Source organism: Aeromonas sp. 55A, assembly GCF_051919665.1.
Taxonomy (GTDB): domain Bacteria; phylum Pseudomonadota; class Gammaproteobacteria; order Enterobacterales; family Aeromonadaceae; genus Aeromonas; species Aeromonas veronii.
The window spans coordinates 453,913-480,899 of the sequence record NZ_JBQBEH010000008.1 but is presented as its reverse complement, the minus strand read 5'-3'; the positions used below and the strand labels follow the sequence as shown (position 1 = coordinate 480,899).

Sequence of the window (26,987 nt, the reverse complement as noted above, 5' to 3'; positions counted from 1 at the left end):
CTTTATTGGCGGATTAGACGCAGGTTGGCGGGCACGGCTTCGAAATCGGAGCGGAACGGGTTGATGTCGAGGCCGCCGCGGCGGGTATAGCGGGCATAGACGGTCAACTGCTCAGGCTGGCAATAGTGCTTGAGGTCGATAAAGATCCGCTCGATGCACTGCTCGTGGAACTCGTTGTGCTGGCGGAACGAGATGAGATAGCGCAGCAGCTTCTCCCGATCGAGTTTCGGCCCCTTGTAGCGGATCACTACAGAGCCCCAGTCGGGCTGGCTGGTGACCAGACAGTTGGATTTGAGCAGGTTGCTGTGCAGGGTCTCTTCTACCTGATCGCTACCGGCTGCCCCTTGCAGCAGGGACGCATCAAACTCGTAATTGTCTACCTCGATATCCTGCTCATCGATGCACTCGCCGGGCAGCAGGGCAATCTGGTGCGGCGCCTTGTCGAGGGGGAACAGGGTCACCTTGACGGTCTCGCCCGCACAGGCACTCAGATCCTTGGTCAGCATGGCGGCGACTGCCTCTATTGAGTCGCAACGGGTCTGGTTGAAGGAGTTGAGGTAGAGCTTGAAGGATTTGGATTCGATCAGGTTCGCACTGGTGGCCGGGATGGTCACTTCACCCACCGCCACCATCGGCTTGCCCTTGGCATTGAGCCAAGAGAGCTCATAGAGGGTCCAGACATCGCAACCGGTGAAGGGGAGATCATCGCCCAGCTTGAGATCATCCCGGTTCAGGCTACGTGGAACCGGCTGCAGCAGGGAGGGGGTGTACTGGCTGATGTAATCGGATTGCTGGCCCAGGCTCAGGCCGGTCAGGGCGCTGGCCCCGGCGTATCTATCTTGTTTGCTCACAGGGTTGCTCACGTAATGTGCTCATGATGAGTTGAATGAAACGGGCCATTGCAGGGCCGGATGGTTGCAGCCGTTTGGCTTGGGCGTCGGCCTCTCTGTATCCCGTGTTCTGTTTCCCGGGTCGCAAGGTCGGCTGGCAACCTTGTCTGTTACCGGGTTTGGTGGTGCAATAGCGGACTTTGCCAGCAATTGTGGGGATTTTCGATGTCGGATCAAGTTTTGTCTGCCCTGGAGCACTTTTTTGCCCGCTGGCAACGGGATGGCGAGGCCAGACGAGGCCTGCCCCTGTGCGAGTGGGAGGCGGACTGGCGTTCCCCCTGCCAGCTTGGTGAGCCCGCCGATGGTCGGGTGGCCTGGCGTCCTCACTATCGCTCCGAGCCCGCCGATTTTACGGCCATGGCCGATGCCCTTGAGCTGACGATTCATCCCAGCGCCATGGCCTTGTTCGGACACTGGTTCAGTCGCCCTATCCCCTGCCTTTTCAAGGGGCTGCGCCTTGAACTGATCTTGCCGTGGAACGACGGGGATCTCGACCTGCTCAGGGAGAACCTCATCGGCCACCTGCTGATGCTGCGCAAGCTAAAACGAACCCCCTCCATCTTTATTGCCACCACCCGCAACGAGATGACGCTCATCTCCCTTGATAACGAGAGTGGTCAGGTGTGGCTGGAGTGGCTCGATTCAGGCCGCCGTCTGACGCTGGCTCCCTCCTTACCGGCGTTTCTGGAGCGGCTGGAGACGTTGCCGCAATAGCGCCGCTTCGAGCCAAGGTTACCCATCGGAACGACAAGAGCCTTGCCATGCGGCAAGGCTCTTGTTTATGGCATCGCGTACAGGGAACGCGCTTAATCCTTGAAATCCCAGGAGAGGTTGGAGACCAGACGGCAGCTGTCGCACTTGAAGTCGAAGAGCTCGTGCAGTGGCTCTGCCAGCGCCCACTCACCGCCACAGCTGGGGCAGGGGCGCGCCTTCTCCTCGGCCGCGCTCAGCCCGCCCACCCGGTAGAGGTAGTAGTAGGTGGGGATGCCGCTCAGCACTTCCAACCGTTTGGCCAGATCGCTGCCGCGCCGGTAGAGGCGGCTGCCCACTTCGCCGATTTCATGCAGCGCCGCATGTTCGGCGATGGAGCCGTTCATCTGCAACTGATCGCACGCCTCCCAATCCTCCTGCCACTTGATGATCTGCTTCTGATCGCCGTTGGCGACTGCGGGCAGCTGGTAGAGCGGAATCGGGGCGAAGTGGTCGCCACAGCGCAGCGGCGAGCAGGTGTGCAGGAAGCTGGTGTAGAGCATCATCCAGCTCGGCCGCTTGCCCTGCTGGCCGCAAGGATCTGTGCTGTCGGAGAGCAGATCCGCCCCCTGCAGTTGGAGTTTGGGCGCCAGCAGCCCGGCCTGATTGAGCTGCTGTTCGGCCAGCTTGACCTGATCGCTCTGGTTGTCGGGGTGCAGGCTATCCTGCTCCGGGCAAACCACCCGACTGACGAAATAGCCCTCATGCATGCTGGTGGGGAACTCCCGCCCGAGGATCTGGCCCTGATAACGCAGCATGTCGAGGTAGTTGACGATGGCCCGCTCGGCGTCGCCAAGGGAGGTATCGCGGTAACATTCAAAGCAGAGTTCGACGATATACATGGTTCAGCCTTGCCCTTGCTGGAGGAGCAGGTCGGTCAGGCGATCCACCTTCTGTTCGATGCGCGCGAGCTGTTTGGCGAGTTGCTGCAGGGTGAGCTCCGGTGCAGGCTGGGGGGCTACCTCTTGCAGGATCTCGCTCTCGGCGGTCGCGACGGGTTGCTGCTTCCACTGGCTCAGCACTTTCAGCAGCTCGGCCATCGGCACAGGTTGGGTGAGGCGGGCCTTGATCATGGCAGTGGTGGGCGTCAGGCCCTTGGCGGCCAGCTCGTTGGCAATTCGGATGATCTCGTGGGCGGACATAAGCATGCTCTGGGTGAGAAGGGGGGATCGATATCGGGGCGGGATCTTAACCAAAGCCGGCAGGGGAGGAAAGGGCGGCTTAGCGGGGCTGGCGCAGCATCACATCGAGCTGGTCGATCGCTTCACACCAGTCGGAGTCGTTCCACAGGGCGTCGCGCAGAAAGCTGGCCTGGGCGGCGTTCCAGAAACCGGCCTCCGGCAGCAGGGTCTCATTGTCGAGGTGATGGTCGTGCACAAAGCGGTGCAGGCTCAGCTCGTCGTTGGCCATCCCGAGCTGGGCAAACAGGGCTGGCAGATCGTGGACAAGGGGTTCCATCTCGTCTCTCCCTTTGTTTAATCCCTGAGATTATAGACCGGCACAGCAACCGGGCGCAGAGACGAGATTGGGGATCAGGCAGAGGGGATGCGATGGGGGGGCAGATCGACGCCCACGATGTGCAGCCCCTGCATCTTGAGGGTGCCTTGATAGTGGCTCTCGCCATCGCTGGAGAATTCAAACTGATAGTGGGTCAGCAGCCGCAGGGGATTATGCGCCAGCTCCCGCCGATGGCGAGCCAGTGACAGCAGTTGCAGATCATGGTGCTGGCAGTAGCGGCGCATGTATTGCCAGGCCACTTCTGCCTGTTGGCGTTGCAGCCAGAACAGGCCGGCTACGGCAATCAGCAACAAAATTCCGAGCATCTCTCCCATAGGCGGGCTTCCTTATCGTGATGTCGATAACCGGGAGTCCTGCTCGGCACTCCCGATCTCCTTTTCTATTTCCCGCCGTGTTGCCTCGTGGCGTGAGGGGGAGGCGAGGGATCAGGCCGAGGCAAACAGACGGCCGATGGCCTTGCCCAGCGCATCGCTGCGGTTGGGGTCACGCAGTCTGGCCAGCATATCATTGCGCAGGGCCGGTAAAGTGACCAACTCGGCAAAAACCTGATTGAAGAACTGGGTCGGTTGCAGTGCCAGCTGTTCCAGATAGTGGCTGAGCAGATTGGCATCTTTCAGATCGGGCCAGAGCCGGCCCGCAATGGCGAGCAGCAGCGCCGGGCTTGGCTGGGTTTGCAGCAGGGTCAGCAGCTTGTTGGTGCGCAAAGTGCTGCCGGGGCAGGAGGCCATGGCGCGGCAGAGGTAGGCCAGGGTCTCAGGGTTGGGGGCGGCGCACTCCTGCTCCTTGCCGATCCGCTCGAGCAGGGCGCCTTGTACTGCCGGCGGCAGCGGGGCGTTTTCAAGGCTCTGGCAGAGGGCGTAGAGCGGCTCTTGCGGCAGTTTGGGCAGCGCCTTGCAGATCAGCGCCAGATTGCGTTCATCATGCAGTCGCTCGGCCAGATCGGCAAAGCCCTGCAGCCCCAGCGTTTGCCAACCGGTGTCGTTGGGGGCGGCCAGATAGTGGCAGAGGGCATCGTAATAGGCAGAAGGGGCCTGCTCCAGCTGGCGCGCCAGTTTGGCGTGCAGACTGGCCATTTTTGCCTCTGCCGGGCGGAAGGTGTAGGGATTGTCGGCCAAGCGCTGGGCTTTTTCCTCGTCCAGATCGCCGGTGAGCTTGTAGCCCAGGGTCTCCACCACCTGATCCATGAACAGCTTGGGGCCATTTGACATCAGCAGGCCGCGCTCATCGAGGGCGAACTTGAGGAACCAGAGGTAGTGGCGAGACTCGCTCGGCTGGAAGAAGTGCACACCCAGCCAGGCGTGCTGTTGCAGCGGCCAGGGATAGGGCTCCTGCTGCTGTTCGATGCGCACAAAGGTATCGCTTGCCAGTGACCGCACCTGGCGGCCCATGTCAAACAGCTGGAACTGGGTGCCAGCCTGAGTCAGAAATTCGGTCAAGGTATTGATGGCAGTAGGCGTCGCAGACATGGTGAGATCCGGCTAATGGTGATGCGGGCCGATTATAAGGCCCTTGCCGAGGATAGCCAGTGGCAGCAGACGCGCGCTGCGGCAGATATCAACATGGCAGCCATGCGGGGGGAGGTGTATAGTATCGCCCTTTTTTAAAGTCGGCAGGCCGCGCTGGCTGCCGTGTATGTCGACGAGCCGGCTGAATCGCCGGTGCTGCGCGACCGAATATATCGGCATTCTGGCTGACCCTGTCGGGTCAGCGGATCAATCTGTGGTTATGAGGAAGAGAGCGAGATGAATCAATATTTGCTGGTAGCTGGCCTGTTGGGGGAACTCACCGCCGAGTTGCAGCGCCTTGAGCGCTGGCAAGCTGACCATCCCGGTGACGAAGCCCTGGCCAGTACCCTGCCTTTTTGTGTCGATACCCTGAGCTTTGATCAGTGGCTGCAGTTCGTGCTGATCCCGCGCATGGAGCAGCTGGTGATGTTGCAGGCGCCGCTGCCCACCAGCGTCTCCCTCTATCCCATGGCCAGCGAAGTCTACAAAGAGGATCTGGCCGAAGCAGAAGCGCTGCTGCGCCTGATCGCCCGCTTCGATCTGCTGCTCTCCGGCAAAGTGATCGAACAATGATGCCAGCGCAAACCCGAGAAGAGAGTGACCTGAAGCTGACCCTGCTCTATCAGGATGAGTGGCTGGTGGCGGTCAACAAGCCGTCCGGTCTGTTGGTGCATCGCAGTTGGCTCGACAAGGGCGAGACCCGTTTTGCCATGCAGATGACCCGGGATCTCATCGGCGGTCGCCATGTCTATCCGGTGCATCGCCTCGATCGGCCCACCTCAGGCGTGCTGCTGTTTGCGCTCGATCCGGTGATTGCCCGCGCGCTGACCGAAGCCTTTACCCAGCGTCAAGTGCACAAGGAGTATCTGGCATTGGTGCGCGGTTGGGCACCCGAGCAGGGGGTGATCGACTATCCCCTCAAGGAGCAGCTGGACAAGATTGCCGATGCCATGAGCAACCCGGATCGCCCGGCGCAGGATGCCGTCACCACCTTCCGGCGCTTGCATCAGGTCGAGCTGCCCCACGCGGTCTCCAAAAAGCACCCCACCAGTCGCTACAGTCTGGTCAGATTGTTCCCGAAGACCGGCCGCAAGCATCAGCTGCGCCGTCATATGGATCACCTGTTCCACCCCATCGTCGGGGATACCACCCATGGGGATGGTCGTCACAACCGTTTCTTTCGCGAGCACTTTGGCTGCGAACGGCTGCTGCTGGTGGCCCGCACCCTGAGCTTTACCCATCCGGTGCTCAAGGTGCCGATGCGGATCCAGGCGCCACTCGGTCAGGATGTGCTGCGCCTGTTTGCCGAGCTGGGCTGGCCTGCCTGCGAGAGCGACTACTAAGCGCCTGATCCTCAGCCTTGAACCGGTGGCATCTGACGCCAGCTTGCTGATAGAGTTGCTCAAAAGAGTGACTCAAGCAGGGAGAGGAGAATGGCGCAGATCGATATCGTGGTAGGAACTGTCTACGGCGCAGCCATGCTGGTGGCCGAGACCTTGGCAGATGAGCTGGAACGCAAGGGGCATCACTGTTCTCTGCACGAAGAAGCACGGCTGGCGGACATCGACCCCGGCCGTTTTTTATTGCTGGTCAGTGCCACTACAGGACAGGGGGACATTCCTCCCAATCTGCAGCCCTTTGCCAGCGAGCTGGCTGACAAGGCGCCCTGGCTCAAGGGGCTGCGGTATGCCCTGATTGCCATGGGCGACAGCAGCTATGACCATTTTTGTGGCGCGGGCCGTCGGCTGGACGGATTGCTGCAAGAGCTGGGCGCCACGCGAGTGATTCCCCCGCTGGAGCTAGATGCTACCGTGCACGATGAACCCGAACAGGTGGCACTCAGCTGGCTGAAAAAGTGGGATATTCAGCCCTGAATATTCTCTGAAAAAGAGCCATATCAATCCCCTGATCCTTAACCGGCAGGGGATTGTTATTTGCACAAATGTCATCTCACTCAGCAAGCATATTTCCCACTCTTATTGTCGATAGTGGCGGAGGGATATTTTCCCCTTTTGGCATTCCATCGGCGTAATGGTTTCAAGCGCACCGCAGACCCGTTCTCCAAATAAAAGTTCAATCTTGAAAGCGATCTCAGTCATGTTTTTGTCATTCGATCGTAAAATAACGACTTTGGTTCAGTCGCGAATTAATTGCTGGTAACGCTTTCAGGTTTGGTGTGATTGCTTGTTTTGCGGTTTTATTGGTTAACTGTTGCCTTGTTGGCCGTTTTTTTGCTGGCAGGTGTTGTGGCTATCGTTTGCCGAGCGATTTGTCGCCATTTTGTGAGTCGCTTCATATTTGTCGTGAAATACGCTCCCTATAATCAACCTCGGTTATCACCAACAGGATTACATGGTGATAAGAAGTTGAATATTCAGGATCACACTCCTCACTGCGGGAAATAAGGAATATGACAATGAAAATGAAGTGGCTCCCGATTGCAGCAGCTGTTACTGCCGCCCTGGCTTCCCAAGCCGCCTTTGCCGTAGATTTCCACGGTTATATGCGTGGTGGTTTTGGTGTTTCTGACAATGGCGGTCAGCAGACCCTGAGCCAGCAAAAAGTTGGTCGTCTTGGTAACGAAAAAAACGTTTTCGGCGAAATTCAGCTTGGCCAAGAAGTATACAATAAAAATGATATTTCATTTTATGTTGACTCAATGATTGCTTTTGGTGATGACGATTCAGCCAAGAGCACATGGAATGACAACATTGCAGGTCGCCAATTTAACGTTCAGGCCAAGAATCTGTTTGGTGGTGGCGAGACCCTTTGGGCTGGTCAGCGCTACTATCAGCGCCATGATATTCATCTTAGTGACTTCTACTACTGGGATGTGTCTGGTATCGGTGGTGGTCTTGAAAATGTGAACATTGGCCCTGGTAAGGCATCTGTTGCTTTGATTCAATCTGATACCAGTGCTGAGTTCAAAGCAGGTAAAGAGCGTGTCGATACCAACACTTTGGATGTTCGTTATGCTGGTATCCCTTTGTGGAAAGACGCCAGCTTGGAGCTGGGTTACGATTTTGCGCAAGCAAATGTCACTGACGATCAGAAAGCTCGACTTGGTTATGATGCAGAAGATGGGCAAATGGGTACGGCAGAGCTGACTTGGGGGCTGTCTGGCGGCTTTAATAAGACAGTTCTGCAGTACATGAGTGGTGGTTTGGCCAATCAAGCTGCTGGTTACGGTGCTGGTAACGGAAACGGTTTGGTTATCGAACAAGGTGATGGGAAAGGTTTCCGTGCAATCAACCACGGTGTCATCGCTTTGGGCGCAAGTAACTTCGAAGTTGGCCATCAACTGGTCTATGGTGAAGCCAATGATGTTTACGTTAACAAAAAACTCGCAGACATTGATACCTTCTCTGTGGTTGTTCGTCCTGCCTATAACTGGACTGATACTATGAAGACCTACCTTGAGCTGGGTTACTTCAAGGATAACGAGAAGATTAAAAATAGTGTAGAAAAGTCTACCGAAGGTAGTAAATACACTATCGCGCAGGCATGGTCTGCTGGCCGTGGCTACTGGGCTCGTCCGGAAATTCGGGTTTTTGCTAGCTACCTGCAGCAAGACGGTGCACTTGAAAAAGACTCCAATGGAGTTCCGCAAGATGATGCTTTCACCGTCGGTGTGCAAGCAGAAGCTTGGTGGTAATAGGTGTATTAAATGCTTGTATAGTCACGCCCCCGCTTGTCGGGGGCTTCTTTGTTTATTCTGTTAATGGATGCGTCGAATCATGTATAACACCAAGCTCGCAGTCGTTTTGCTAGGCTCTTTGTTGTTGGGCGGGTGTGCCTCGCTCGAAGCACAGCTCTCTCCAACCAAAGGGTTCAAAGCAGCCGTTACGGATCGAGAACGTGCCATGCAATCTCTGGATTTGGCTAAAGCGTGTTGCAAGGATTTTGCGAATATCCCGTATGTGGATATGGTGCTTGGGACATCTCAGCTAGCCGCCATTGATGCAAATTCTCCCGTATATGCGTTTTCTGAAGGCAAGAGTTATTTTGCTGCTTATCGTCTCCCTACTCATTCTGGTGACCTCAGTATCACTGTCGAAGGGATCATCGATCAGACTATGTTTGAGCCAGTCGTGGTTATGTTGGACTCGCGTTTTCAGGTCACCCGAACGATGGGGCGGAACGTTTTTAGATATGACCCAGCGAGATTGATCAGTGGGAATGCTGTTAGTGGAACCTTTACCGTCGACCGTAGTCACATCGGTAATCCGAACAATGAGAGCTACCTGCTTATCTATACAGATGAATCGCGATTGAGTGAGACCCTAACGATTCCCAGTGATGCCAAGTTGATGGCCAAAGCAAAGGTTGTCAATGATTACGGCATCAAGGACCCAGTTATTCCACATTCGCCTTGGGGGGTTATCCGTTTCTCTGTTGTAGACCTTAGCGCAGGAAAAGATGGTGGAAATGTGTACAAGCCAGCGTATGCAATTGGTACTGATGAGATAAAAGAGCAGGCGAGACGCTCAACTGTGGAAGTGGTTCCTAATAAACTGGTCGTCCCTGCTGCAACTGCGGTTGTCGCAACCAGTGCCTCGGTAGTTGCCAAACCTGCTCCTGCCATGTTGAGTGAAACTGAAGCCTTCTATCAGACTCAGATCGAAAAAGCGGTCAAGGCGGGGGATATCGACAAGGCGATGAAGCTGGTGAACGAGGCCGAGCGGGCTGGTTCAACCAAAGCAAAAAGCGTGTTTATTGATGCGGTCAAGCGCTCGCAAAAATAGAATAATACGACCATTTACTGGTCAGATATATTTATTGAAGCCTCCCTTGTTGGAGGCCTTTTTAATCGGTAGACTGTAATAAATAAAAATCACGCCGTTACATTTGGTTACAATGAGTTGCTGTTTGATGTAAACGGCATTATTAAAATACAAAGTGAAACTGCTATTTATATGTCTTTGTAATAGAGTGATAGTGCGGATTATTAACTTATATTAGATGCGTTTTTTAGCCGCTAAACAAGTTGTGATCTTCCCTCCAAATTCAATATTCCCCCACCTTCGAAAGCAGCAATTTATGACCCGCTGGGTTATATTCTGATGGTCAAAATAAACAAGCCCGACTCGAAGATATCTGAATGAATCAGTGCTTATTTCATCCAGATAGATCGTTCAGGGACGACAATCCATTCAGGAGCGCACACAATGTTCAAAAATGCTTTCTCTAATCTGCAAAAGGTTGGTAAGGCGCTGATGCTGCCAGTATCAGTCTTACCAGTCGCAGGTATTCTGCTGGGGGTGGGTGCTGCCCACTTCAGCTGGATGCCGGAAATTGTCTCCCAATTGATGGAGCAAGCCGGTGGTTCCGTATTTGGCCAGATGGCCCTGCTGTTTGCAGTGGGTGTTGCTCTGGGCTTTACCAATAACGACGGTGTATCCGGTCTGTCAGCCATCGTTGGCTACGGCATCATGGTCGCAACCCTGAAGGTCATGGCACCTGTGATGGGGGTTGAAACCATCGAAACCGGCGTGCTGGGTGGTATCCTGGCCGGTGGTATTGCTGCCTGGGCCTTCAACCGTTTCTACAAGATCCAGCTGCCAGAGTACCTGGGCTTCTTCGCGGGCAAACGTGCCGTACCCATCATCACCGGTTTCCTCTCCATCGGTCTGGGTGTGATCCTGTCTGTGATTTGGCCGCCAGTGGGTGGTGCCATCGGTGCCTTCTCTGACTGGGCTGCCAACCAGAACCCGGTACTGGCCTTCGGTATCTACGGCGTGGTTGAGCGCTCCCTGATCCCGTTCGGTCTGCACCACATCTGGAACGTACCGTTCTTCTATCAGGCTGGTACCTGCGTCAACGGTGCCGGTGAAACTGTTCACGGTATCATGACCTGCTTCCTGACTGCTGATGACGCGTCCCGCGCTGCCGGTAACGGCTTCGGTCAGCTGGCTGGTGGCTACCTGTTCAAAATGTTCGGTCTGCCTGCTGCTGCGTTCGCCATTGCTCACGCTGCCAAGCCGGAAAACCGCGCCAAGATCGTTGGTATCATGGCCTCTGCAGCCCTGACCTCTTTCCTGACCGGTATCACCGAGCCGATTGAATTCTCCTTCCTGTTCATCGCTCCGGTTCTGTACGCCATCCACGCAGTACTGGCTGGTCTGGCTTATGTGCTGACCAACTCTCTGGGTATCGTACACGGTCACACCTTCTCCAACGGCTTCATCGACTTCGTGGTGCAATCACCGCGTGCCGACAACATGCTGCTGCTGGTTGGTCTGGGTCTGGTTTACGCGGCCATCTACTACGTGGTATTCAGCTTCGTTATCCGTGCCATGAACCTGAAAACCCCGGGTCGTGAAGACGAGACTGCTGAAGAGGCCGTTGGCCAAGGCAAAGACGAGATGTCTGCTGCTCTGGTTGCCGCCTTCGGTGGTAAAGAGAACATCGCTTCTCTGGATGCCTGCATCACCCGTCTGCGTGTTGGCGTGAAAGATGTTGCCAAAGTTGACCAGGCTGGTCTGAAGAAACTGGGTGCTGCCGGTGTGGTAGTGGCTGGTTCCGGCGTTCAAGCCATCTTCGGTACCAAGTCTGACAACCTGAAAACCGACATGGACATCTGGATGAAGAGCAACTAATTCTGTTGCCTGAATATCAGCGTGTTTGAAGAGGGAGGCGAAAGCCTCCCTCTTGCTATTTGTGGTTATGGAGCGTGCGAGTCGCTGTAGATCGATCTCGGCAGGAGTCTCTTTGCCCAAGATGCGATGTGTAACGGGATACATTCTGTCGGTGTTGTACCTCGCTCGCCTTATCGCACACCATCACCAGATCAACCTATCGCCAGATAAAGTCATCCAGTAATCAGCCAATAAAAAGAGCGCCACCTGGGCGCTCTTTTGTCGAGTCGAGGGGATTAGAGTTTCTCCAGATCCCGTTCGATTTCGCTGATCTTGTTTTGTACCACTTTTTCCAGATGGCGCAGGTCGCGCAGGATCTTCTGCTTGATGTCCGGGTCGGCCTGCTGATGGACGCCCTGGGTCAGGTTGTCCAGCTCGTCCACCACATACTTGAGGTTGGCGTTGATCTCGGTGACATCCTTGTACTCATGGGTACCGGAGTCGACCAGCATGGTCTTGCGCTGGCGGGGATATTTGAATTTGACACTCTTGGCGAAGAACTCGCCCTTCTGCTTCTTGAAGTAGATCTTGAGGATGTCGTGGTTGGCCTCCTGGCGCAGGGTATAGCTGTCGACGGAGGCGGGATCCTGGATCCCCAGGCTCTTCAGATTCTCGTACATCAGGCTTCCTCGGTTTGAAACGATCCTGTCCCATCCATCTTAACCGATGCCTCATGGCTTGCCTGTGACAGGGGCGCCAAAATGAAAAGGGCGCCATCAGGCGCCCTTTCATCACAGCAATGCTGATTACTCGTCGATGGAGCGCAGCAGGGCGTTGATGCCGACTTTGGCACGAGTCTTGGCATCAACCTTCTTGACGATCACCGCCGCGTAGAGGCTGTACTTGCCGCATTTGGAGGGCAGGGAGCCGGAGACGACCACGGAGCCAGCCGGTACGCGGCCGTAGTGGATCTCGCCGGTTTCGCGGTCATAGATGCGGGTGGACTGGCCGATGAAGACGCCCATGGAGATGACGGAACCTTCCTCGACGATGACCCCTTCAACCACTTCGGATCGGGCACCGATAAAGCAGTTGTCTTCGATGATGGTCGGGTTGGCCTGCAGCGGTTCCAGTACGCCACCGATGCCGACGCCGCCGGAGAGATGCACGTTTTTACCGATCTGGGCGCAAGAGCCGACAGTGGCCCAGGTATCGACCATGGTACCTTCGTCAACGAAGGCGCCGATGTTGACGTAGGAGGGCATCAGCACGGTATTGGGGGCGATAAAGGAGCCTTTGCGGGCTGTTGCCGGCGGCACCACGCGCACACCAGCTTCCTTGAACTGCTCGGCGGTGTAGTTGGAGAACTTGAGGGGAACCTTGTCGTAGTATTGGGCATCGTCGCCCTTGATGATGCCGTTGTCGTTGATGCGGAAGTAGAGCAATACCGCTTTCTTCAACCACTGATGGACAACCCACTCACCGGCGATCTTCTCGGCAACCCGCGCCTTGCCAGAGTCCAGCAGGTCGATGGCTTGCAGGATGGCGGACTTGGTGGCGCTATCCACGGAGCCCGGAGTAATGGTGTCGCGGCGCTCGAAGGCCGCTTCAATGATCTGTTGCAACTCGGTCATGACAGGTTTCCTTTAAAAAATTCTGTTTGTTGTATCACACTTTTCCGACTGTTTTTAAGGGGTTGACCAGAATTCTTCCGGCCAGCGGCCATTTCTTCATCCGGTGTGCGCCAACCAGTTGTTTGGCATGGCAAAAAGCGCCCGACAACCAGCCTCTTTCGAATCACTCTTCGCTTAATCCAGTACCGACTGCTGGGGATTGAGTTGGTGTACCAGTCGCTCTTCCAGCTGTTTTTGCTGCTCGGCGGTCAATGGTTCGCCATCGAGGCTGGTCAGGCTGAAAAAGTCCTCGACCCTCTCACCGAAAGTGGCAATTTTGGCGGCGTGCAGCGACAGTCCGCACTGCTGGAAAACGGCACCGATCCGCGCCAGCAGGCCGGGGGTATCGAGGGCCGTCAGCTCCATCAGGGTGTGACGGCTCTCCCCTTTATGAGGCAGGAAGACTACCCGGGTCGGTACGCTGAACTGGCGGTGGCGCCGCGACAGCGGCTTGTTGCGCAGCACCAGCTTGCCCGGCTCCTGCAGCGCCTTCTCCAGCGCCTTCTTGATGGTGGCGGTGCGGTTGGGGCTGATGGGTTCGCCGCTCGGCTCCAGCACCACGAAGGTATCGAGCACATAGTTGCTGCGCGAGTTCATGATCTGGGCGTCGTGGATGTTGAGGTTCTTCTGATCCAGCGCCGAGGCCACGGTGGCAAACAGATTCGGGGTATCGCGGCAGTAGATAAATACCTCGCTGCCGCCGCGGGTCGGGTGTTTGCCGATGATCACCAGCGGTGCCGGATTGTCGCCATGCTCGATGATATGGCGGCAGTGCCAGGCGATCTGCTCCGGGCTGTGACGCAGGAAGTAGTCGGCCTTGAAATCGGCCCAGAGCAGGTTGATTGCCTCTTCCGATACATCCCGTTGTGCCAGCAGTTGCTTGGCCTGACGCTGGTTTTCGCGAATGCGCAGCCGCATGTCGGGCGGGTTCTCCAACCCTTGGCGCAGCGCCTTCTGGGTCGCGAAGTAGAGCTCCCGCAGCAGGGTGCCCTTCCAGTCGTTCCACAGGGTGTCGTTGGTGGCGCAGATATCAGCCACGGTAAGGCAGTAGAGCAGGTCGAGATGCTGCTCGTCGCGCACCTTCTGGGCAAAGTCGGTGACCACGTCGGGATCGTAGATATCGCGGCGCTGGGCGGTAACCGACATCAGCAGATGGTGGCGCACCAGCCAGGCGACCAGTCGGCTCTCGTAGCGATCCAGACCGTGCAGCTGGCAGAACTCCAGCGCATCGACGGCGCCCAGTTCCGAGTGATCGCCACGCCGTCCCTTGGCGATATCGTGGAACAGGGCGGCGATGCTGAGCAGCTCCGGTTTGCGCAGCCGGGTGAAGACCTCGTGGCAGAGCGGGTGGCTCTGGCGACTGGCCGGATTGGGAAACTGATGAATGTTCTTGAGCAGCCTGTGGGTGTGCTCATCCACCGTGTAGGCGTGGAACATATCGAACTGCATCTGGCCGACGATCAGGTTCCACTGGGGCAGATAGGCCGCCAGAATGCCGTACTTGTGCATCAGGGTGAGCGGCAGGCCGATGCCGTTGGGGTGGCGCAGCAGCGCCATAAAGAGGCGACGGCAGTCAGGCAAGTCCTGCAACCAGCAGTTGAGTTTGCGGCGCGCCTCGCGCAGTTGGCGCAAGGTGGCCGAGTGGATGCCCGCAATCTCGGGATGCTGGGCCATCTGATAGAAGAGGCGCAGGATGGCGGCTGGTTCACGGCTAAACAGCTCCGCATCCACCGCATCGATGAGGCGGCCACGAAGCTGGAACTCGTCGGACAGGCGGCGCACATCCATGGCGGTGTTGCCGAGGATCGCCTCGTCAAACAGCTGCAGCAGCATCTCGTTGAGCTCCGAGACCCGCCGCACCGTCTGGTAGAAGCGCTTCATCATCTGCTCGACCGGAGTGTTGCCTTCCCCTTCGAACCCCAACATTTGGGCTACAGTGCGCTGGCGATCGAACAGCAGGCGGTTATCTCCCTTGTTGATGGCCATATGCAGGGCGAAACGCACCTTCCAGAGAAAATTCTGGCAGTCGAGCAGTTCGCGGTACTCGGCGCGATTGAGAAAGCCGTGGCTGGTCATTTCGAACAAGGTAGTGGCGCCAAAGTGGCGGCGGGCGACCCAGGCGAGGGTTTGAATATCCCGCAGGCCGCCCGGATTGCTCTTGAGATCCGGCTCCAGCTTGTAGGCGGTGCCGAGAAACTGCTGATGACGCTCCGCCTGCTCTTGCCGTTTAGCGCGAAAGAAGGCTTCACTCGGCCAGAAGTGCTGGGGGCCGGTGGCCTCTTTCAGTTGCCGAAAGCCCTCCTGGCGACCGGTGATGTAGCGGGCCTCGATGAGGTTGGTGGCGACCGTAATATCGGCGCGCCCCTGCTCGAGGCACTCCGCCACGTTGCGCACCGCCTGACCCACCTCAAGCTTGAGATCCCACAGCAAGGTGATGAACTCGCCGATGCGCAGTCCCAACACCTCGTCCAGCTCGTCGCCGTCATAGAGGATCAGCAGGTCGATATCGGAGTGGGGGTGCAGCTCGCCGCGACCATAGCCCCCCACCGCGATGAGGGTGAGGTCGCTCTTGTCGAAGCCGAACTTCTGCCACAACCGGCAGAGCAACTGATCCATGTACTCGGAGCGGGTGGCGACCAGCTCGATGATGTTGTCGCCGGCATCAAAACGGGCGTGCAGCCAGCCGAGAAAGCGGCTCAGGTACTCTTTGCAGTTGTCGCGAGTGAGCTGATCATCGGGTAACAAATGGGGGGAAAGTAGGCTGGCGTCCATGGCATCTCACACACAGTGGCAGGCAAACGGCTGAAACAGAAGTAAAAACCCCGGCGCTTTGGAAGTTCAGGGCCGGGGTTCGATGTTAGCTGTGTTTGATGAAGCGGTCGATAGTGTCATCGGGGCGCAGGGTGAGCACCTCGCAGCCATCCTCGGTCACCAGCAGGGTGTGTTCCCACTGGGCGGAGTCGCCGCCATCCTTGGTGGTCACGGTCCAGCCATCCTTCGGATTGACCTTGCAGTGATACTTCTTGCTGTTGACCATCGGCTCGATGGTGAAGCACATGCCCGCTTTCAGCTCCAGCTTGCCACTGTTGCGGTAGTGGAGGATCTGCGGCTCTTCGTGGAACTCGGCACCGATACCGTGACCGCAGTAGTCACGCACCACGGAGAAGCCGGCCTTCTCGACGATGGGCTGGATCACGGCGCCAATTTCGGTGATGCAGGCACCCGGACGCACCTTCTTGATGGCGGCGTAGAGGCTCTCTTGCGCAACCTTGCAGAGCTGGCGGCGCAGTGGGGTGGTCTCGCCCACGATGAACATGGCCGAGGTATCGCCGTGGTAGCCATCCTTGATGACGGTGATATCCAGATTAATGATGTCGCCATCGCGCAGTTTCTTGTGATTCGGGATACCGTGGCAGATCACATCGTTCACCGAGGTGCAGATGGATTTGGGGAAGCCGTGGTAGTTGAGCGGAGCTGGAACCGCCTGTTGTACGTCGACAATATAGTCGTGGCAGAGGGTGTTCAGTTCGTCAGTGGTGACGCCAGCTTTGACATGGGGCGCAATCATGACCAGCACATCGGCGGCCAATTGGCCGGCAACGCGCATCTTTTCAATCTCTTCCGGTGTCTTGATTTTAATGGACATGGGATCTCTCTTGCGGCCTGCCGCTGGGCCTGCGAGGGCTGACAGGACAGGTAATGAAAAATAGATGCGTTTGCAATCAGGGCAAAATTTTATCCGCAACCCCCGCGTACTTCCAGTGTGATTGTCATCACAACGTCAAATCGGCATCGCAGCATCCTCTGGCGGGATCCATATTTACACCTGTTTAGGGTGTCGGCCGGTGGTGTCCTGAACAAAGTTATGGTATAAAGCGCGCCGGAATGGGGAACTTGCGTCCCGATTTCATCACCCTTACTTAAACAACACACACACATCGACACATATGCCGGGGTGCCTTAACGGGTCGGTTATATGGGATGTGTGGAGGCCTAACCCCAATACAGAGGTATAAAATGGCTAAAGTTTCTATGCGCGACATGCTGCAAGCCGGCGTTCACTTCGGTCACCAGACTCGTTACTGGAACCCGAAAATGAAATCCTACATCTTCGGTGCTCGCAGCAAAGTTCACATCATCAACCTGGAAAAAACCGTTCCGATGTTTGACGATGCCATGAACTTCATCAGCTCCGTAGCTGCCAAGAAAGGCAAGGTACTGTTCGTAGGTACCAAGCGTGCCGCGTCTGAAGCCGTAAAAGAAGCCGCTGAGCGTTGCGACCAGTTCTATGTTAACCACCGCTGGCTGGGCGGCATGCTGACCAACTGGAAAACCGTTCGTCAGTCCATCAAGCGCCTGAAAGATCTGGAAACCCAGAGCCAGGACGGTACCTTCGACAAGCTGACCAAGAAAGAGGCGCTGATGCGTACTCGCGAAATGGAAAAGCTGGAGAAGAGCCTGGGTGGTATCAAGAACATGGGCGGCCTGCCTGACGTTCTGTTCGTTGTCGATGCCGACCACGAGCACATCGCTATCAAAGAAGCCAACAACCTGGGTATCCCGGTAGTTTCCATCGTTGATACCAACTCCAACCCGGACGGCGTTGATTACGTCATCCCGGGTAACGACGACGCTATCCGTGCTGTTCAGCTGTACCTGAATGCTGCTGCTGACACCGTACTGGAAGCTCGCGCTCAGGACATCGTTGTTCAAGCTGAACAAGATGGCTTCGTTGAAGCTGAGTAATTGATAAGGACTGCAAAGCCCTTATTAACCAAGCTGATGTAATTGGTTAGCAGGGGCCCTTGTGGCCCCTGTTTCTTGTCAATTCAAGACCGAGGATACTGGACATGGCTAACGTTACTGCCGCCCTGGTAAAAGAACTGCGCGAGCGCACTGCCGCTGGCATGATGGATTGCAAAAAAGCACTGGAAGAAGCTGCTGGTGATATCGAGCTGGCAATTGAGAACATGCGCAAATCCGGTCAGGCCAAAGCCGCCAAGAAAGCTGGCCGTATCGCCGCTGAAGGCGTTATCTTTGCTCGCACCGAAGGCAACGTTGCCGTCATGATCGAGCTGAACAGCGAAACCGACTTCGTCGCCAAAGATGCCAGCTTCATGGCAATGGGCCAGAAGATCGCTGACATCGCTGCGACCCAGAAAATTGCTGACGTTGACGCGCTGAAAGCCGCTGACTTCGGTAACGGCGAATCCGTCGAGCTGACCATCACCAACCTGATCGCCAAGATCGGTGAGAACATGAACCTGCGTCGCGTGATGCTGGTTGAAGGTGACAACCTGGGTACCTACGTTCACGGTTCCCGCATTGGTGTTATCACCAAGCTGACCGGTGGTTCTGCCGAGCTGGCCAAAGATCTGGCCATGCACGTTGCTGCCAACAGCCCGCAATTCGTCAAGCCTGAAGACGTGTCTGCTGAAGTCGTTGCCAAAGAGCGCGAAATCCAGATCGACATCGCCATCAACTCCGGCAAGCCGAAAGAGATCGCCGAGAAGATGGTTGAAGGCCGCATGAAGAAGTTCACCGGTGAGGTTTCCCTGACTGGTCAACCGTTCGTGAAAGATCCTTCCATGACCGTTGCCGAACTGCTGAAGAAAGAAGGCGCTGACGTTGTCTCCTTCACCCGTTTCGAAGTGGGCGAAGGCATCGAGAAGCAAGAGACCGATTTCGCTGCTGAAGTTGCAGCCCAAATCGCGGCCGCTCAAAAGGCCTAATCGAACCGGTTTTTCCGTTTCCCCAGACCGCGACTTATGTCGCGGTCTTTATATGACCAGGAATCAGTGACATGAGTACCAATCCCAAACCTGCATACAGACGTGTTCTTCTGAAGTTGAGTGGTGAAGCCCTGCAAGGATCCGAGGGTTTCGGCATTGATCCGGCGGTGCTGGAGCGGATGGCCCAAGAGATCAAAGAACTGGTTGAGTTGGGTGTTCAGGTCGGTCTGGTCATCGGTGGCGGCAACCTGTTCCGTGGTGCCGGTCTTGCCAAAGCGGGCATGAACCGCGTGGTGGGCGACCACATGGGTATGCTGGCAACCGTGATGAACGGTCTGGCCATGCGTGATGCCCTGCATCGTGCTTATGTGAATGCCCGTCTGATGTCTGCCATCTCCCTGCAAGGTGTCTGTGACTCCTACAGCTGGGCCGAGGCAATCAGCCAGCTGCGTGCTGGCAAAGTCGTTATCTTCTCTGCCGGTACCGGCAACCCCTTCTTCACTACCGATTCTGCGGCTTGCCTGCGCGGGATCGAGATCGAAGCTGATGTGGTGCTCAAAGCCACCAAGGTTGATGGTGTATACAACGAAGATCCGGTCAAGAATCCGGATGCCGTGCTGTATCATGAACTGAGTTATGATGAAGTTCTTGAAAAAGAGCTCAAGGTGATGGATCTTGCTGCCTTTACCCTGGCACGTGACCATGATCTGCCGATCCGCGTGTTCAACATGAACAAACCGGGTGCCCTGCGCCGGGTTGTCATGGGTGAACCGGAAGGCACTCTGATCCACCACGTTGGTAAATAAGATAAAAGTGAGCCACCTGGCGCTCTTATCCTATCCATCACGTCAGTAAATAAGATAGACACGGGCCGTGTAGCGGCTCGTTCGCCAAAAGGAAAACCACTGTGATCAACGAGATTAAAAACGACGCCAAGGACCGTATGGGCAAGAGCGTAGAAGCGCTCAAGACTCAAATGTCCAAGATCCGTACCGGCCGCGCTCACCCGAGCCTGCTCGACGGTATCCAGGTTGAGTATTACGGTGCTGCCACTCCGCTGAAACAGTTGGCCAACGTCGTGGCAGAAGATGCTCGCACCCTCTCCATCTCCATTTTTGACCGCTCCATGATCCAGGCGGTAGAGAAGGCGATCCTGACCTCCGATCTGGGCCTGAACCCGTCCAGCAATGGCCAGACCCTGCGCGTGCCGCTGCCGCCGCTGACCGAAGAGCGCCGTCGCGACCTGACCAAGATTGTCCGTGCCGAAGCGGAAAACGCCCGTGTTGCCGTGCGCAACATCCGTCGTGACGCCAACGCCGATCTGAAAGCGCTGCTGAAGGACAAAGAGATCTCCGAAGACGACGACCGTCGCGCCCAGGAAGAGATCCAGAAACTGACCGACTCCTACATCAAGCTGGTCGATGAGGCCCTTGCCGTAAAGGAGAAGGAGCTAATGGAAATCTAACCGTCTGAAAGGTATATTACGAGCGCCGTGTAGTGCCCCTGCACGGCGCTTTTGTCTTTGTGGGAGAATTACATGTCGCTTTTGGCTGCGTTGGGTGATTGTGCCAACTCGTCTTTACCCCGTCACGTCGCCATCATCATGGATGGTAACGGTCGCTGGGCCCAGAACCGAGGCAAGATGCGGGTTTATGGCCACAAGGCGGGCGTCAAGTCAGTGCGCGAGGCCGTTACCTTTGCTGCGCGTGCCAAGATCGAGGCATTGACCCTGTTTGCATTCTCCAGCGAGAACTGGCGCCGCCCGGAAGGGGAGGTCAGTGCCTTGATGGAACTGTTCATCACAGTGCTGGGTCGTGAGGTGCAGAAACTGCACAACAACGGGATCCGGCTCAAGGTGATTGGCGATACTGCTCGCTTTAGTGAGCGGTTGCAGGCCAAAATCGCCAAGGCGGAAGCCTTGACCGCCAATAACAAGGGGTTGACCCTGAACATTGCGGCCAACTATGGCGGCCAGTGGGATATCGCCCAGGCGGCCCGCAAGCTGGCTAAAGCAGTGGCGGCCGGTGAACTGGCCGCTGACGACATTGATGAATCCATGTTGACCCGTGAGGTTTGCATGGCCGATCTGCCACCCGTGGACCTGTTGATCCGCACCGGTGGCGATCATCGCATCAGCAACTTTGTGTTATGGCAGCTCGCCTATGCCGAGCTCTATTTTACCCCGGTATTGTGGCCCGATTTCAACGAGGCCGAGTTCAGTGAGGCGGTCGCCTCTTTCGTTGCCCGCGAGCGTCGCTTCGGTTGCACGGGTGAACAGATACGGGAATTGATCGCCGAGCAGCAGACCGGCTAAACCCCGCTCCCAAGAGAGAGGTTTCTTTTGCTAAAACAACGAATTATTACTGCTTTGATGTTGATCCCCCTGGTGTTGGGGGCGCTCTTCTTTCTGCCATTGAAATTTTTTGCCCTGTTGGCTGCGCTGGTGTTTTTGTTGGCCAGTCGCGAATGGAGTGGGTTTGTCTCTGCTGCTCCGCAACAATGGTTGCCCATCGTATTTTGTCTGTTGCTCGGTGCCAGCCTCTTTTGGCTGCCGGTGGAGCAACTCTGGACGCCCCACCTGCACCCCCTCGTGATGGGCGTGCTCTGGACAGCGGTAAGCTGGTGGCTGCTGGGTCTGCTGCTGGTGCTGCGCTATCCCCAAAGCGCCAAGCTGTGGAAAGAGTCTATCTGGCTCAAGTCGCTGTTTGGTCTGGTGACCCTGGTTCCCTTCTTCTGGTCGCTGGTCGCTATCCGTGGTTACAACTTTTACCATGACCCCATGATGGGGGCCTGGATCCTCTTGTTCGTGATGGGACTGGTCTGGGCGGCAGATTCTGGCGCGTATTTTTTCGGCAAGGCGTTCGGTAAGCACAAGCTGGCACCGGCTGTGAGTCCGGGCAAAACCATCGAAGGGATGTGTGGCGGCCTCTTTACCGCCAGCCTGCTGGCCATCGGTGTCACCTGGTCGATGGGATTTGTTCCTGCCAAGATGATCACCGTGCTGTTTTGCTCTCTGCTGGCGGTGCTGGCCTCCGTACTCGGCGATCTGACCGAGAGCATGTTCAAGCGCGAAGCGGGCATCAAGGACTCCGGCACCCTGTTGCCGGGTCATGGCGGCATTCTCGACCGGATCGACAGCCTGACCGCCGCCCTGCCGGTGTTTCTGCTCAGTTATCTGCTACTCAGTCAGGAGTTTTGATGCACAAGTCACTGGTTATTCTGGGGGCCTCCGGCTCCATCGGTCAGAGTACCTTGAAAGTGCTGCGCCATAACCCGGGCAGTTGGCAAGTGTTGGCGTTGACCGCCGCCCGCAACGTGGATGCCATGTTGCGGGACTGCCTCGAATTCTCCCCCGTTTTGCCGTGATGGTCGATGAGGATGCCGCCCGTGAACTGGCTGCCCGTCTGAAAGCGCACGGCAGTGCGACCCGGGTCATGTCTGGTGCAGCAGCCCTCTGCGAGGTTGCCGCTCACCCCGACACCCATAGCGTGATGGCCGCCATCGTCGGTGCGGCCGGACTGGCCCCGACTATGGCCGCGGTACGTGCCGGCAAGCGAATTTTGCTGGCCAACAAGGAGGCGCTGGTGATGTCCGGTGCTTTCTTCATGGAAGCCGTGCGCGAACATGGCGCCGAGCTGCTGCCCATCGACAGCGAACACAATGCTATCTTCCAGTGTCTGCCGACCGCCGTGCAGCGCCAGCCCGGTTTTTGCGATCTGGCGGCGGCGGGGATCAGCAAGATTTTGCTCACCGGTTCTGGCGGCCCGTTCCGTTACACCGAGATCAGCGAGCTGGCGAAGGTGACGCCGGCGCAGGCCATCGCTCATCCCAACTGGTCGATGGGGGCCAAGATTTCGGTCGACTCCGCCACCATGATCAACAAAGGGCTGGAGTACATCGAAGCACGCTGGCTGTTCAATGCGGCGCCCGAGCAGATCCAGGTGGTGATCCACCCGCAGTCGGTGATCCACTCCATGGTGCAGTACAAGGATGGCTCCGTGCTGGCTCAGCTTGGCAATCCGGATATGTGTACCCCCATCGCCCATGCGCTGGCTTATCCCAATCGCATCCCCTCCAGTGTGGAACCTTTGGATTTCTTCAGTGTCGGAGAGTTCAGCTTTATCCGGCCTGATTACGATCGCTACCCCTGTCTGGCGTTGGCCATCAATGCCTGCCAGAAGGGACAAGCGGCGACCACTGCGCTCAATGCGGCCAACGAGGAGGCGGTTGCCGCCTTCTTGGCCGGGCGCATCGGCTTTATGGATATTGCCCGGATCAACGAGGCAGTGATGCTGGCGCTGGAGAGCAGCGCAGTCGGTTCACTCGATGATCTGTTTGCCCTGGACGGTGCGGCAAGAGCCCGTGCTCACACTTTGATTGAGGAGCTTGGCTGATGGGCGGTGTGTTGTGGAATATCGGTGCCTTTGTTGTTGCGCTGGGCCTGCTGGTCGCAGTGCACGAGTTTGGTCACTTCTGGGTGGCCCGTCGTTGTGGCGTCAAGGTTGAGCGCTTCTCCATCGGTTTTGGCAAGGCGATCTGGCGCCGGATGGGTAAAGATGGCACCGAATATGTGCTGGCGCTGATCCCGCTCGGTGGTTACGTCAAGATGCTCGATGGCCGGGTCGATGAACTCAAGCCCGGTGACGAGCAGTATGCCTTCAACCACAAGAGTGTCTGGGCGCGGATGGCGATTGTCGCCGCAGGCCCCATGGCCAACTTTGTCTTTGCCCTGTTCGCCCTCTGGCTGATGTTTATCATCGGGGTGCCGAGCGTCAAGCCGGTGATCGGTGAAGTGCGTCCGGCATCCATCGTGGCCGAGGCGGGTGTGCTGCCGGGGATGGAGATTGTCGGGGTCGGCGATGAGCAGACCGGTGACTGGGAGAGCGTCACTTACGCCCTTATCAGCCATCTGGGTGATGATGCTGTGACTCTCAAGGTGCAGGCACCCAATACCAGCTATGCCACCGATAAAACCTTGTCGCTGACCGGCTGGACCTTCGATCCGGATAAAGAGTCGCCTATCGGTAGCTTGGGGATCGTCCCCCTGAGTGGCAAAGTGCTGCCCGTCGTGGCTGCCGTGGTGGCCAAGAGTGCCAGTGAAAAGGCGGGGCTGCAGGTCGGTGACCGTATCAAACAGGTCGGCGATCAGCCTATTACCGCGTGGGCCCAGTTTGTCGAGTTGGTGCAACAGGCACCGGGCGAACCCCTGCAAGTGGTGGTTGAGCGCAACAACAGCGCTCTCAACGTGACCCTGACCCCGGATAGCCGCAAGGTGCAGGGCAAGCTGGTAGGATTCGTCGGTCTCTCGCCACAACTGGTTCCATTACCGGATGAATATCGAATTCTGTTACAGTATGGGCCTTTGCAGGCGCTGTGGCATGGCGCGGACAAGACTTGGAGCCTGATCACACTCACCTTTGACATGATTGGCAAGTTGATCGGTGGCATCGTGTCGCTGGATAACCTGAGTGGCCCCATCTCCATTGCCAAGGGCGCCGGCAGCAGTGCCGACTATGGTCTGGTCTATTTCTTGAGTTTTCTGGCGCTGATCAGCGTCAACCTGGGGATTATCAATCTGTTCCCCCTGCCGGTGCTCGATGGTGGCCATCTGGTCTATTTCCTGATCGAAGCGGTCACCGGCAAGCCGGTATCAGAGAAAATACAGGAAGTGGGTTTCAGGATCGGCGCCGCCATTCTGATGTTATTGATGGGCATTGCGCTGTTTAACGATTTCGCTCGCCTCTGAGGCCAGAGCATCAACAAGGACACATAAGAACAAAATGGCTGTTAAAAAAGCATTGGTGTTGAGTTGCCTGCTGGGTGCCAGTTTCCTGGCCCAGGCGGCCCCTGCCTCTTTTGTGGTGCAAGATATCCAGGTCGAAGGTCTGCAACGGGTGACCCTGGGTGCCGCACTGTTGAACCTGCCGATCCGGGTCGGTGATACCGTCGACTCCGTGGCTCTGGCCAGCGCCATCAAAAAGCTCTATGCCTCGGGTAACTTCGAGGATGTGAAGGTTTACCGTGATGGCCAGGTGCTGCAGGTGATGGTCAAGGAGCGTCCGACCATCTCCAGCATCGAGTTTGCCGGCAACAAGGATATCAAAGAGGAGCAACTGACCCAGAGTCTGGAGTCCTCCGGTATTCGTGTGGGTGATCCGCTGGATCGCACCGTACTCACCTCCCTCGAGAAGGGACTCGAAGATTTCTACTATGGCGTGGGTAAATACTCCGCCAAGGTCAAGGCCATCGTCACCCCGTTGCCGCGCAACCGGGTCGACCTCAAGTTCACCTTCGTGGAAGGGGAAGCGGCCAAGATCCAGCAGATCAACATCGTCGGCAACAGCGTCTTCCCTGAAGAGAAGCTGATTGCCCAGCTCTCCCTGCGCGACGAAGTGCCCTGGTGGAACTTTACCGCCGACCAGCGCTATCAGAAGCAGAAACTGGCTGGTGATATCGAGACCCTGCGCTCCTACTACATGGACCGCGGTTATATCCGCTTCCAGCAGGAGTCTACCCAGGTCTCCATGACCCCCGACAAGAAGGGCGTCTACGTTACCCTCAACATCAAGGAAGGGGATCAGTACAAGGTTTCCGGTGTCCAGCTCAAGGGTGACCTGATCGACCGCGGTGGCGAGATGAAGGGATTGATCCCGATCGCTGCCGGCAGCACCTACTCCGCCAGCCAGGTGACTCATACCGAAGAGGTGCTCTCCAAGTTCCTCGGCCGCTACGGCTACGCCTATCCGAAAGTGGTCACCTTCCCGCAGATCAATGACAAAACCAAGGAAGTAGAGCTGATCGTCAACGTTGAGCCGGGCCCCCGTGTCTATGTGCGCAATATCAACTTCAGCGGTAACGCCACCACCGAAGATCAGGTGCTGCGTCGCGAGATGCGCCAGATGGAAGGCACCTGGCTCTCCTCCGACAACATCGAGCAGTCCAAGAGCCGTCTCAACCGCCTTGGCTACTTCGAGAGCGTCGAAGTGGACACCAAGCGGGTGCCGGGCAACGATGACCTGGTTGACCTCGACTTCAAGGTCAAGGAGCAGCCAGCAGGCTCCATCAACGCCGGTATCGGTTACGGTACCGAATCGGGTCTGAGCCTGCAGGCGGGGATCTCCCAGGACAACTTTATGGGTACCGGTAAAAAGGTCTCCATCAACGCCAGCACCAACGACTACTCCAAGAACGTTGACCTGAGCTACAACGACCCCTACTTCACCGTGGATGGTGTCAGCCTGGGTGGTCGGGTCTACTACAACCAGTTCCGCGCCGATGATGCCGATATCGTCGATTACGAGAACGAAACCATCGGTTTTCGTCTCTCCAGCGGCTTCCCGGTCAACGAGTTCAACCGTCTCGACTTCAGTACCGGTATTGAAAGCTCCAAGCTCAGCCGACCGACATTTAATGAGGCAAAATTCAAGGAGTGTATCGGTTCTGATGGCGTTGACGAGAACAACAATTGTTATAACCAATGGAATGACAACCGTCAGTCAGTGCAGATGGATCAGTTCTGGGATCTTTATGCCAAGGGTGAGGATAGTGTTGAGTTCGTGACAGTCGACCTCACCGCTGGTTGGACCCGTTCAACCCTGAACAAGGGGATGTTTCCGACCGCCGGTGAGCGTCAACGAGTGAACGCCAAGGTGACTGTGCCGGGCATGGAGCTGCAGTACTACAAGCTCTCCGCCGAAGATGCCCACTACTTCCCGCTCGATGTGGATCACAGCTGGGTGATGATCGGCAAGGGCCGTGTCTCCTACGGTAACGGCTATGGCGACGACTCCATGTTGCCGTTCTTCGAGAACTACTATGCGGGTGGTTTCGATACAGTACGTGGCTTCAAGAGCAACACCATAGGCCCCAAGGCTATCTATGCGACCTATAACCCTCTAGGTAAAAACGGTTGTACTGGCAATCAACCTTGTAAGACCGGCAATTACGAGGGCTCGGATACTTCTGTCGGTGGCAATGCTCTGGCCGTCGCCTCACTGGAGCTGGTCTTCCCGACCCCGTTCGTTTCCGAGACCTATCGTCCGCAGATCCGTACCACCGCATTTATTGATGCCGGTACCGTCTGGAGCACTGATTTTGCCAACAGTGCTTATACCTGCGATCCTAGCGGTAATGCTAACTGTAGCTATGTGAGCCAGGACTACTCCAGTCCGGGCAATATCCGGGTCTCTGCCGGTGTCTCCCTGCAGTGGCTCTCGCCGATGGGCCCGCTGGTGTTCGCCCTGGCCAAGCCGATCAAGAAATACGAAGGGGATCGTACCGAGTTCTTCTCCTTCAACATCGGTCGTACTTTCTAAGCAGAGTTTCGCCCCCACCCATGCGG

General features: G+C 56.8%; 25 protein-coding genes and 1 pseudogene. 16 read left to right on the top strand and 10 right to left on the bottom strand.

What is annotated here, in order from left to right:
- Positions 1-2 precede the first annotated feature (2 nt).
- Positions 3-851, bottom strand: coding sequence for an NADPH-dependent 7-cyano-7-deazaguanine reductase QueF (queF, locus tag ACTG2G_RS06080; RefSeq protein WP_429187278.1), 849 nt, complete (start codon positions 849-851; stop codon positions 3-5).
- A 204-nt stretch (positions 852-1,055) separates the two neighbouring features.
- Between queF and syd the strand changes: the two genes are divergently transcribed.
- The gene (syd, locus tag ACTG2G_RS06075; RefSeq protein WP_429187279.1) at positions 1,056-1,604 is read left to right on the top strand and encodes a SecY-interacting protein; all 549 of its coding nucleotides are present in this window, start codon (positions 1,056-1,058) and stop codon (positions 1,602-1,604) included.
- Between the two features lie 92 nt (positions 1,605-1,696).
- On the opposite strand, the gene ACTG2G_RS06070 is transcribed toward syd, so the two are convergent.
- From ACTG2G_RS06070 to ACTG2G_RS06050, 5 genes are all read right to left on the bottom strand, one after another.
- Complete coding sequence (locus tag ACTG2G_RS06070; protein WP_429187280.1) at positions 1,697-2,482, bottom strand: Zn-ribbon-containing protein; 786 nt, start codon at positions 2,480-2,482, stop codon at positions 1,697-1,699.
- A gap of 3 nt (positions 2,483-2,485) precedes the next feature.
- Positions 2,486-2,782 (bottom strand): hypothetical protein, encoded by a 297-nt coding sequence (locus ACTG2G_RS06065; protein WP_429187281.1) that lies wholly within the window; start codon positions 2,780-2,782, stop codon positions 2,486-2,488.
- A 79-nt stretch (positions 2,783-2,861) separates the two neighbouring features.
- Positions 2,862-3,098, bottom strand: a complete 237-nt coding sequence (locus tag ACTG2G_RS06060) for a DUF2789 family protein (protein WP_005338602.1) — start codon at positions 3,096-3,098, stop codon at positions 2,862-2,864.
- A gap of 74 nt (positions 3,099-3,172) precedes the next feature.
- Positions 3,173-3,472 (bottom strand): DUF3301 domain-containing protein, encoded by a 300-nt coding sequence (locus tag ACTG2G_RS06055; RefSeq protein ID WP_047435589.1) that lies wholly within the window; start codon positions 3,470-3,472, stop codon positions 3,173-3,175.
- 111 nt (positions 3,473-3,583) lie between these two features.
- The gene (locus ACTG2G_RS06050; protein WP_058057873.1) at positions 3,584-4,624 is read right to left on the bottom strand and encodes a DUF3549 family protein; all 1,041 of its coding nucleotides are present in this window, start codon (positions 4,622-4,624) and stop codon (positions 3,584-3,586) included.
- A 276-nt stretch (positions 4,625-4,900) separates the two neighbouring features.
- On the opposite strand from ACTG2G_RS06050, the gene ACTG2G_RS06045 reads away from it, so the two are divergent.
- The 6 genes from ACTG2G_RS06045 (at position 4,901) to ptsG (ending at position 11,262) form a co-directional block, all read left to right on the top strand.
- Complete coding sequence (locus ACTG2G_RS06045) at positions 4,901-5,236, top strand: YqcC family protein (protein ID WP_005338596.1); 336 nt, start codon at positions 4,901-4,903, stop codon at positions 5,234-5,236.
- The gene (gene truC / locus ACTG2G_RS06040) at positions 5,233-6,006 is read left to right on the top strand and encodes a tRNA pseudouridine(65) synthase TruC (protein WP_157161248.1); all 774 of its coding nucleotides are present in this window, start codon (positions 5,233-5,235) and stop codon (positions 6,004-6,006) included. Before ACTG2G_RS06045 ends, truC begins: the two co-directional genes overlap by 4 nt.
- A gap of 90 nt (positions 6,007-6,096) precedes the next feature.
- Positions 6,097-6,537: a flavodoxin gene (locus ACTG2G_RS06035; RefSeq protein WP_042055099.1), complete on the top strand. Its 441-nt coding sequence runs from the start codon at positions 6,097-6,099 to the stop codon at positions 6,535-6,537.
- Between the two features lie 542 nt (positions 6,538-7,079).
- The gene (gene lamB, locus ACTG2G_RS06030; RefSeq protein ID WP_157161247.1) at positions 7,080-8,318 is read left to right on the top strand and encodes a maltoporin LamB; all 1,239 of its coding nucleotides are present in this window, start codon (positions 7,080-7,082) and stop codon (positions 8,316-8,318) included.
- Between the two features lie 82 nt (positions 8,319-8,400).
- A complete protein-coding gene (locus ACTG2G_RS06025) occupies positions 8,401-9,408 on the top strand; it encodes a MalM family protein (protein WP_157161246.1) in 1,008 nt (335 codons plus the stop codon).
- 423 nt (positions 9,409-9,831) lie between these two features.
- The gene (gene ptsG / locus ACTG2G_RS06020) at positions 9,832-11,262 is read left to right on the top strand and encodes a PTS glucose transporter subunit IIBC (RefSeq protein WP_005338586.1); all 1,431 of its coding nucleotides are present in this window, start codon (positions 9,832-9,834) and stop codon (positions 11,260-11,262) included.
- Positions 11,263-11,537: 275 nt separating this feature from the next.
- Here ptsG and ACTG2G_RS06015 read toward each other — a convergent pair whose 3' ends face one another.
- The 4 genes from ACTG2G_RS06015 to map all read right to left on the bottom strand — a co-directional run bounded on the left by ACTG2G_RS06015 (position 11,538) and on the right by map (position 16,560).
- On the bottom strand, positions 11,538-11,921 hold the full coding sequence (locus ACTG2G_RS06015; RefSeq protein ID WP_005338583.1) for a DUF3461 family protein: 384 nt from the start codon (positions 11,919-11,921) through the stop codon (positions 11,538-11,540).
- Between the two features lie 126 nt (positions 11,922-12,047).
- Positions 12,048-12,875 carry a 2,3,4,5-tetrahydropyridine-2,6-dicarboxylate N-succinyltransferase gene (gene dapD / locus ACTG2G_RS06010; RefSeq protein WP_005338581.1) on the bottom strand — a complete coding sequence of 276 codons (828 nt, stop codon included), beginning with the start codon at positions 12,873-12,875 and terminating at the stop codon, positions 12,048-12,050.
- Between the two features lie 174 nt (positions 12,876-13,049).
- On the bottom strand, positions 13,050-15,686 hold the full coding sequence (gene glnD / locus ACTG2G_RS06005; RefSeq protein WP_106842373.1) for a bifunctional uridylyltransferase/uridylyl-removing protein GlnD: 2,637 nt from the start codon (positions 15,684-15,686) through the stop codon (positions 13,050-13,052).
- A gap of 85 nt (positions 15,687-15,771) precedes the next feature.
- Complete coding sequence (gene map, locus ACTG2G_RS06000) at positions 15,772-16,560, bottom strand: type I methionyl aminopeptidase (RefSeq protein WP_005338579.1); 789 nt, start codon at positions 16,558-16,560, stop codon at positions 15,772-15,774.
- Positions 16,561-16,931: 371 nt separating this feature from the next.
- On the opposite strand from map, the gene rpsB reads away from it, so the two are divergent.
- From rpsB to bamA, 9 genes and pseudogenes are all read left to right on the top strand, one after another.
- On the top strand, positions 16,932-17,660 hold the full coding sequence (gene rpsB, locus ACTG2G_RS05995) for a 30S ribosomal protein S2 (RefSeq protein WP_005303470.1): 729 nt from the start codon (positions 16,932-16,934) through the stop codon (positions 17,658-17,660).
- A 104-nt stretch (positions 17,661-17,764) separates the two neighbouring features.
- The gene (gene tsf, locus ACTG2G_RS05990; RefSeq protein WP_005338578.1) at positions 17,765-18,646 is read left to right on the top strand and encodes a translation elongation factor Ts; all 882 of its coding nucleotides are present in this window, start codon (positions 17,765-17,767) and stop codon (positions 18,644-18,646) included.
- Positions 18,647-18,717: 71 nt separating this feature from the next.
- Positions 18,718-19,452, top strand: a complete 735-nt coding sequence (gene pyrH / locus ACTG2G_RS05985; RefSeq protein ID WP_005338577.1) for a UMP kinase — start codon at positions 18,718-18,720, stop codon at positions 19,450-19,452.
- 101 nt (positions 19,453-19,553) lie between these two features.
- Positions 19,554-20,111 carry a ribosome recycling factor gene (frr, locus tag ACTG2G_RS05980; RefSeq protein ID WP_005338576.1) on the top strand — a complete coding sequence of 186 codons (558 nt, stop codon included), beginning with the start codon at positions 19,554-19,556 and terminating at the stop codon, positions 20,109-20,111.
- Positions 20,112-20,183: 72 nt separating this feature from the next.
- A complete protein-coding gene (uppS, locus tag ACTG2G_RS05975; RefSeq protein ID WP_005338574.1) occupies positions 20,184-20,960 on the top strand; it encodes a polyprenyl diphosphate synthase in 777 nt (258 codons plus the stop codon).
- A 27-nt stretch (positions 20,961-20,987) separates the two neighbouring features.
- A complete protein-coding gene (locus tag ACTG2G_RS05970) occupies positions 20,988-21,845 on the top strand; it encodes a phosphatidate cytidylyltransferase (RefSeq protein WP_026034918.1) in 858 nt (285 codons plus the stop codon).
- Positions 21,845-23,040: pseudogene (ispC, locus tag ACTG2G_RS05965) on the top strand (1-deoxy-D-xylulose-5-phosphate reductoisomerase). The gene ACTG2G_RS05970 and the pseudogene ispC overlap by 1 nt, the downstream one beginning before the upstream one ends.
- Positions 23,040-24,392, top strand: coding sequence for a sigma E protease regulator RseP (gene rseP, locus ACTG2G_RS05960; protein ID WP_040066584.1), 1,353 nt, complete (start codon positions 23,040-23,042; stop codon positions 24,390-24,392). Before ispC ends, rseP begins: the two are co-directional and overlap by 1 nt.
- 34 nt (positions 24,393-24,426) lie before the next feature.
- Positions 24,427-26,961, top strand: a complete 2,535-nt coding sequence (gene bamA, locus ACTG2G_RS05955; protein WP_320545314.1) for an outer membrane protein assembly factor BamA — start codon at positions 24,427-24,429, stop codon at positions 26,959-26,961.
- Positions 26,962-26,987: the final 26 nt, after the last annotated feature.

Coding starts and splice junctions, on each gene's coding strand:
- syd (WP_429187279.1), top strand. CDS start 1,056: ATGTCGGATCAAGTTTTGTCTGCCCTGGAGCACTTTTTTGCCCGCTGG.
- ACTG2G_RS06070 (WP_429187280.1), bottom strand. CDS start 2,482: ATGTATATCGTCGAACTCTGCTTTGAATGTTACCGCGATACCTCCCTT.
- ACTG2G_RS06065 (WP_429187281.1), bottom strand. CDS start 2,782: ATGTCCGCCCACGAGATCATCCGAATTGCCAACGAGCTGGCCGCCAAG.
- ACTG2G_RS06060 (WP_005338602.1), bottom strand. CDS start 3,098: ATGGAACCCCTTGTCCACGATCTGCCAGCCCTGTTTGCCCAGCTCGGG.
- ACTG2G_RS06055 (WP_047435589.1), bottom strand. CDS start 3,472: ATGGGAGAGATGCTCGGAATTTTGTTGCTGATTGCCGTAGCCGGCCTG.
- ACTG2G_RS06050 (WP_058057873.1), bottom strand. CDS start 4,624: ATGTCTGCGACGCCTACTGCCATCAATACCTTGACCGAATTTCTGACT.
- ACTG2G_RS06045 (WP_005338596.1), top strand. CDS start 4,901: ATGAATCAATATTTGCTGGTAGCTGGCCTGTTGGGGGAACTCACCGCC.
- truC (WP_157161248.1), top strand. CDS start 5,233: ATGATGCCAGCGCAAACCCGAGAAGAGAGTGACCTGAAGCTGACCCTG.
- ACTG2G_RS06035 (WP_042055099.1), top strand. CDS start 6,097: ATGGCGCAGATCGATATCGTGGTAGGAACTGTCTACGGCGCAGCCATG.
- lamB (WP_157161247.1), top strand. CDS start 7,080: ATGAAAATGAAGTGGCTCCCGATTGCAGCAGCTGTTACTGCCGCCCTG.
- ACTG2G_RS06025 (WP_157161246.1), top strand. CDS start 8,401: ATGTATAACACCAAGCTCGCAGTCGTTTTGCTAGGCTCTTTGTTGTTG.
- ptsG (WP_005338586.1), top strand. CDS start 9,832: ATGTTCAAAAATGCTTTCTCTAATCTGCAAAAGGTTGGTAAGGCGCTG.
- ACTG2G_RS06015 (WP_005338583.1), bottom strand. CDS start 11,921: ATGTACGAGAATCTGAAGAGCCTGGGGATCCAGGATCCCGCCTCCGTC.
- dapD (WP_005338581.1), bottom strand. CDS start 12,875: ATGACCGAGTTGCAACAGATCATTGAAGCGGCCTTCGAGCGCCGCGAC.
- glnD (WP_106842373.1), bottom strand. CDS start 15,686: ATGGACGCCAGCCTACTTTCCCCCCATTTGTTACCCGATGATCAGCTC.
- map (WP_005338579.1), bottom strand. CDS start 16,560: ATGTCCATTAAAATCAAGACACCGGAAGAGATTGAAAAGATGCGCGTT.
- rpsB (WP_005303470.1), top strand. CDS start 16,932: ATGGCTAAAGTTTCTATGCGCGACATGCTGCAAGCCGGCGTTCACTTC.
- tsf (WP_005338578.1), top strand. CDS start 17,765: ATGGCTAACGTTACTGCCGCCCTGGTAAAAGAACTGCGCGAGCGCACT.
- pyrH (WP_005338577.1), top strand. CDS start 18,718: ATGAGTACCAATCCCAAACCTGCATACAGACGTGTTCTTCTGAAGTTG.
- uppS (WP_005338574.1), top strand. CDS start 20,184: ATGTCGCTTTTGGCTGCGTTGGGTGATTGTGCCAACTCGTCTTTACCC.
- rseP (WP_040066584.1), top strand. CDS start 23,040: ATGGGCGGTGTGTTGTGGAATATCGGTGCCTTTGTTGTTGCGCTGGGC.
- bamA (WP_320545314.1), top strand. CDS start 24,427: ATGGCTGTTAAAAAAGCATTGGTGTTGAGTTGCCTGCTGGGTGCCAGT.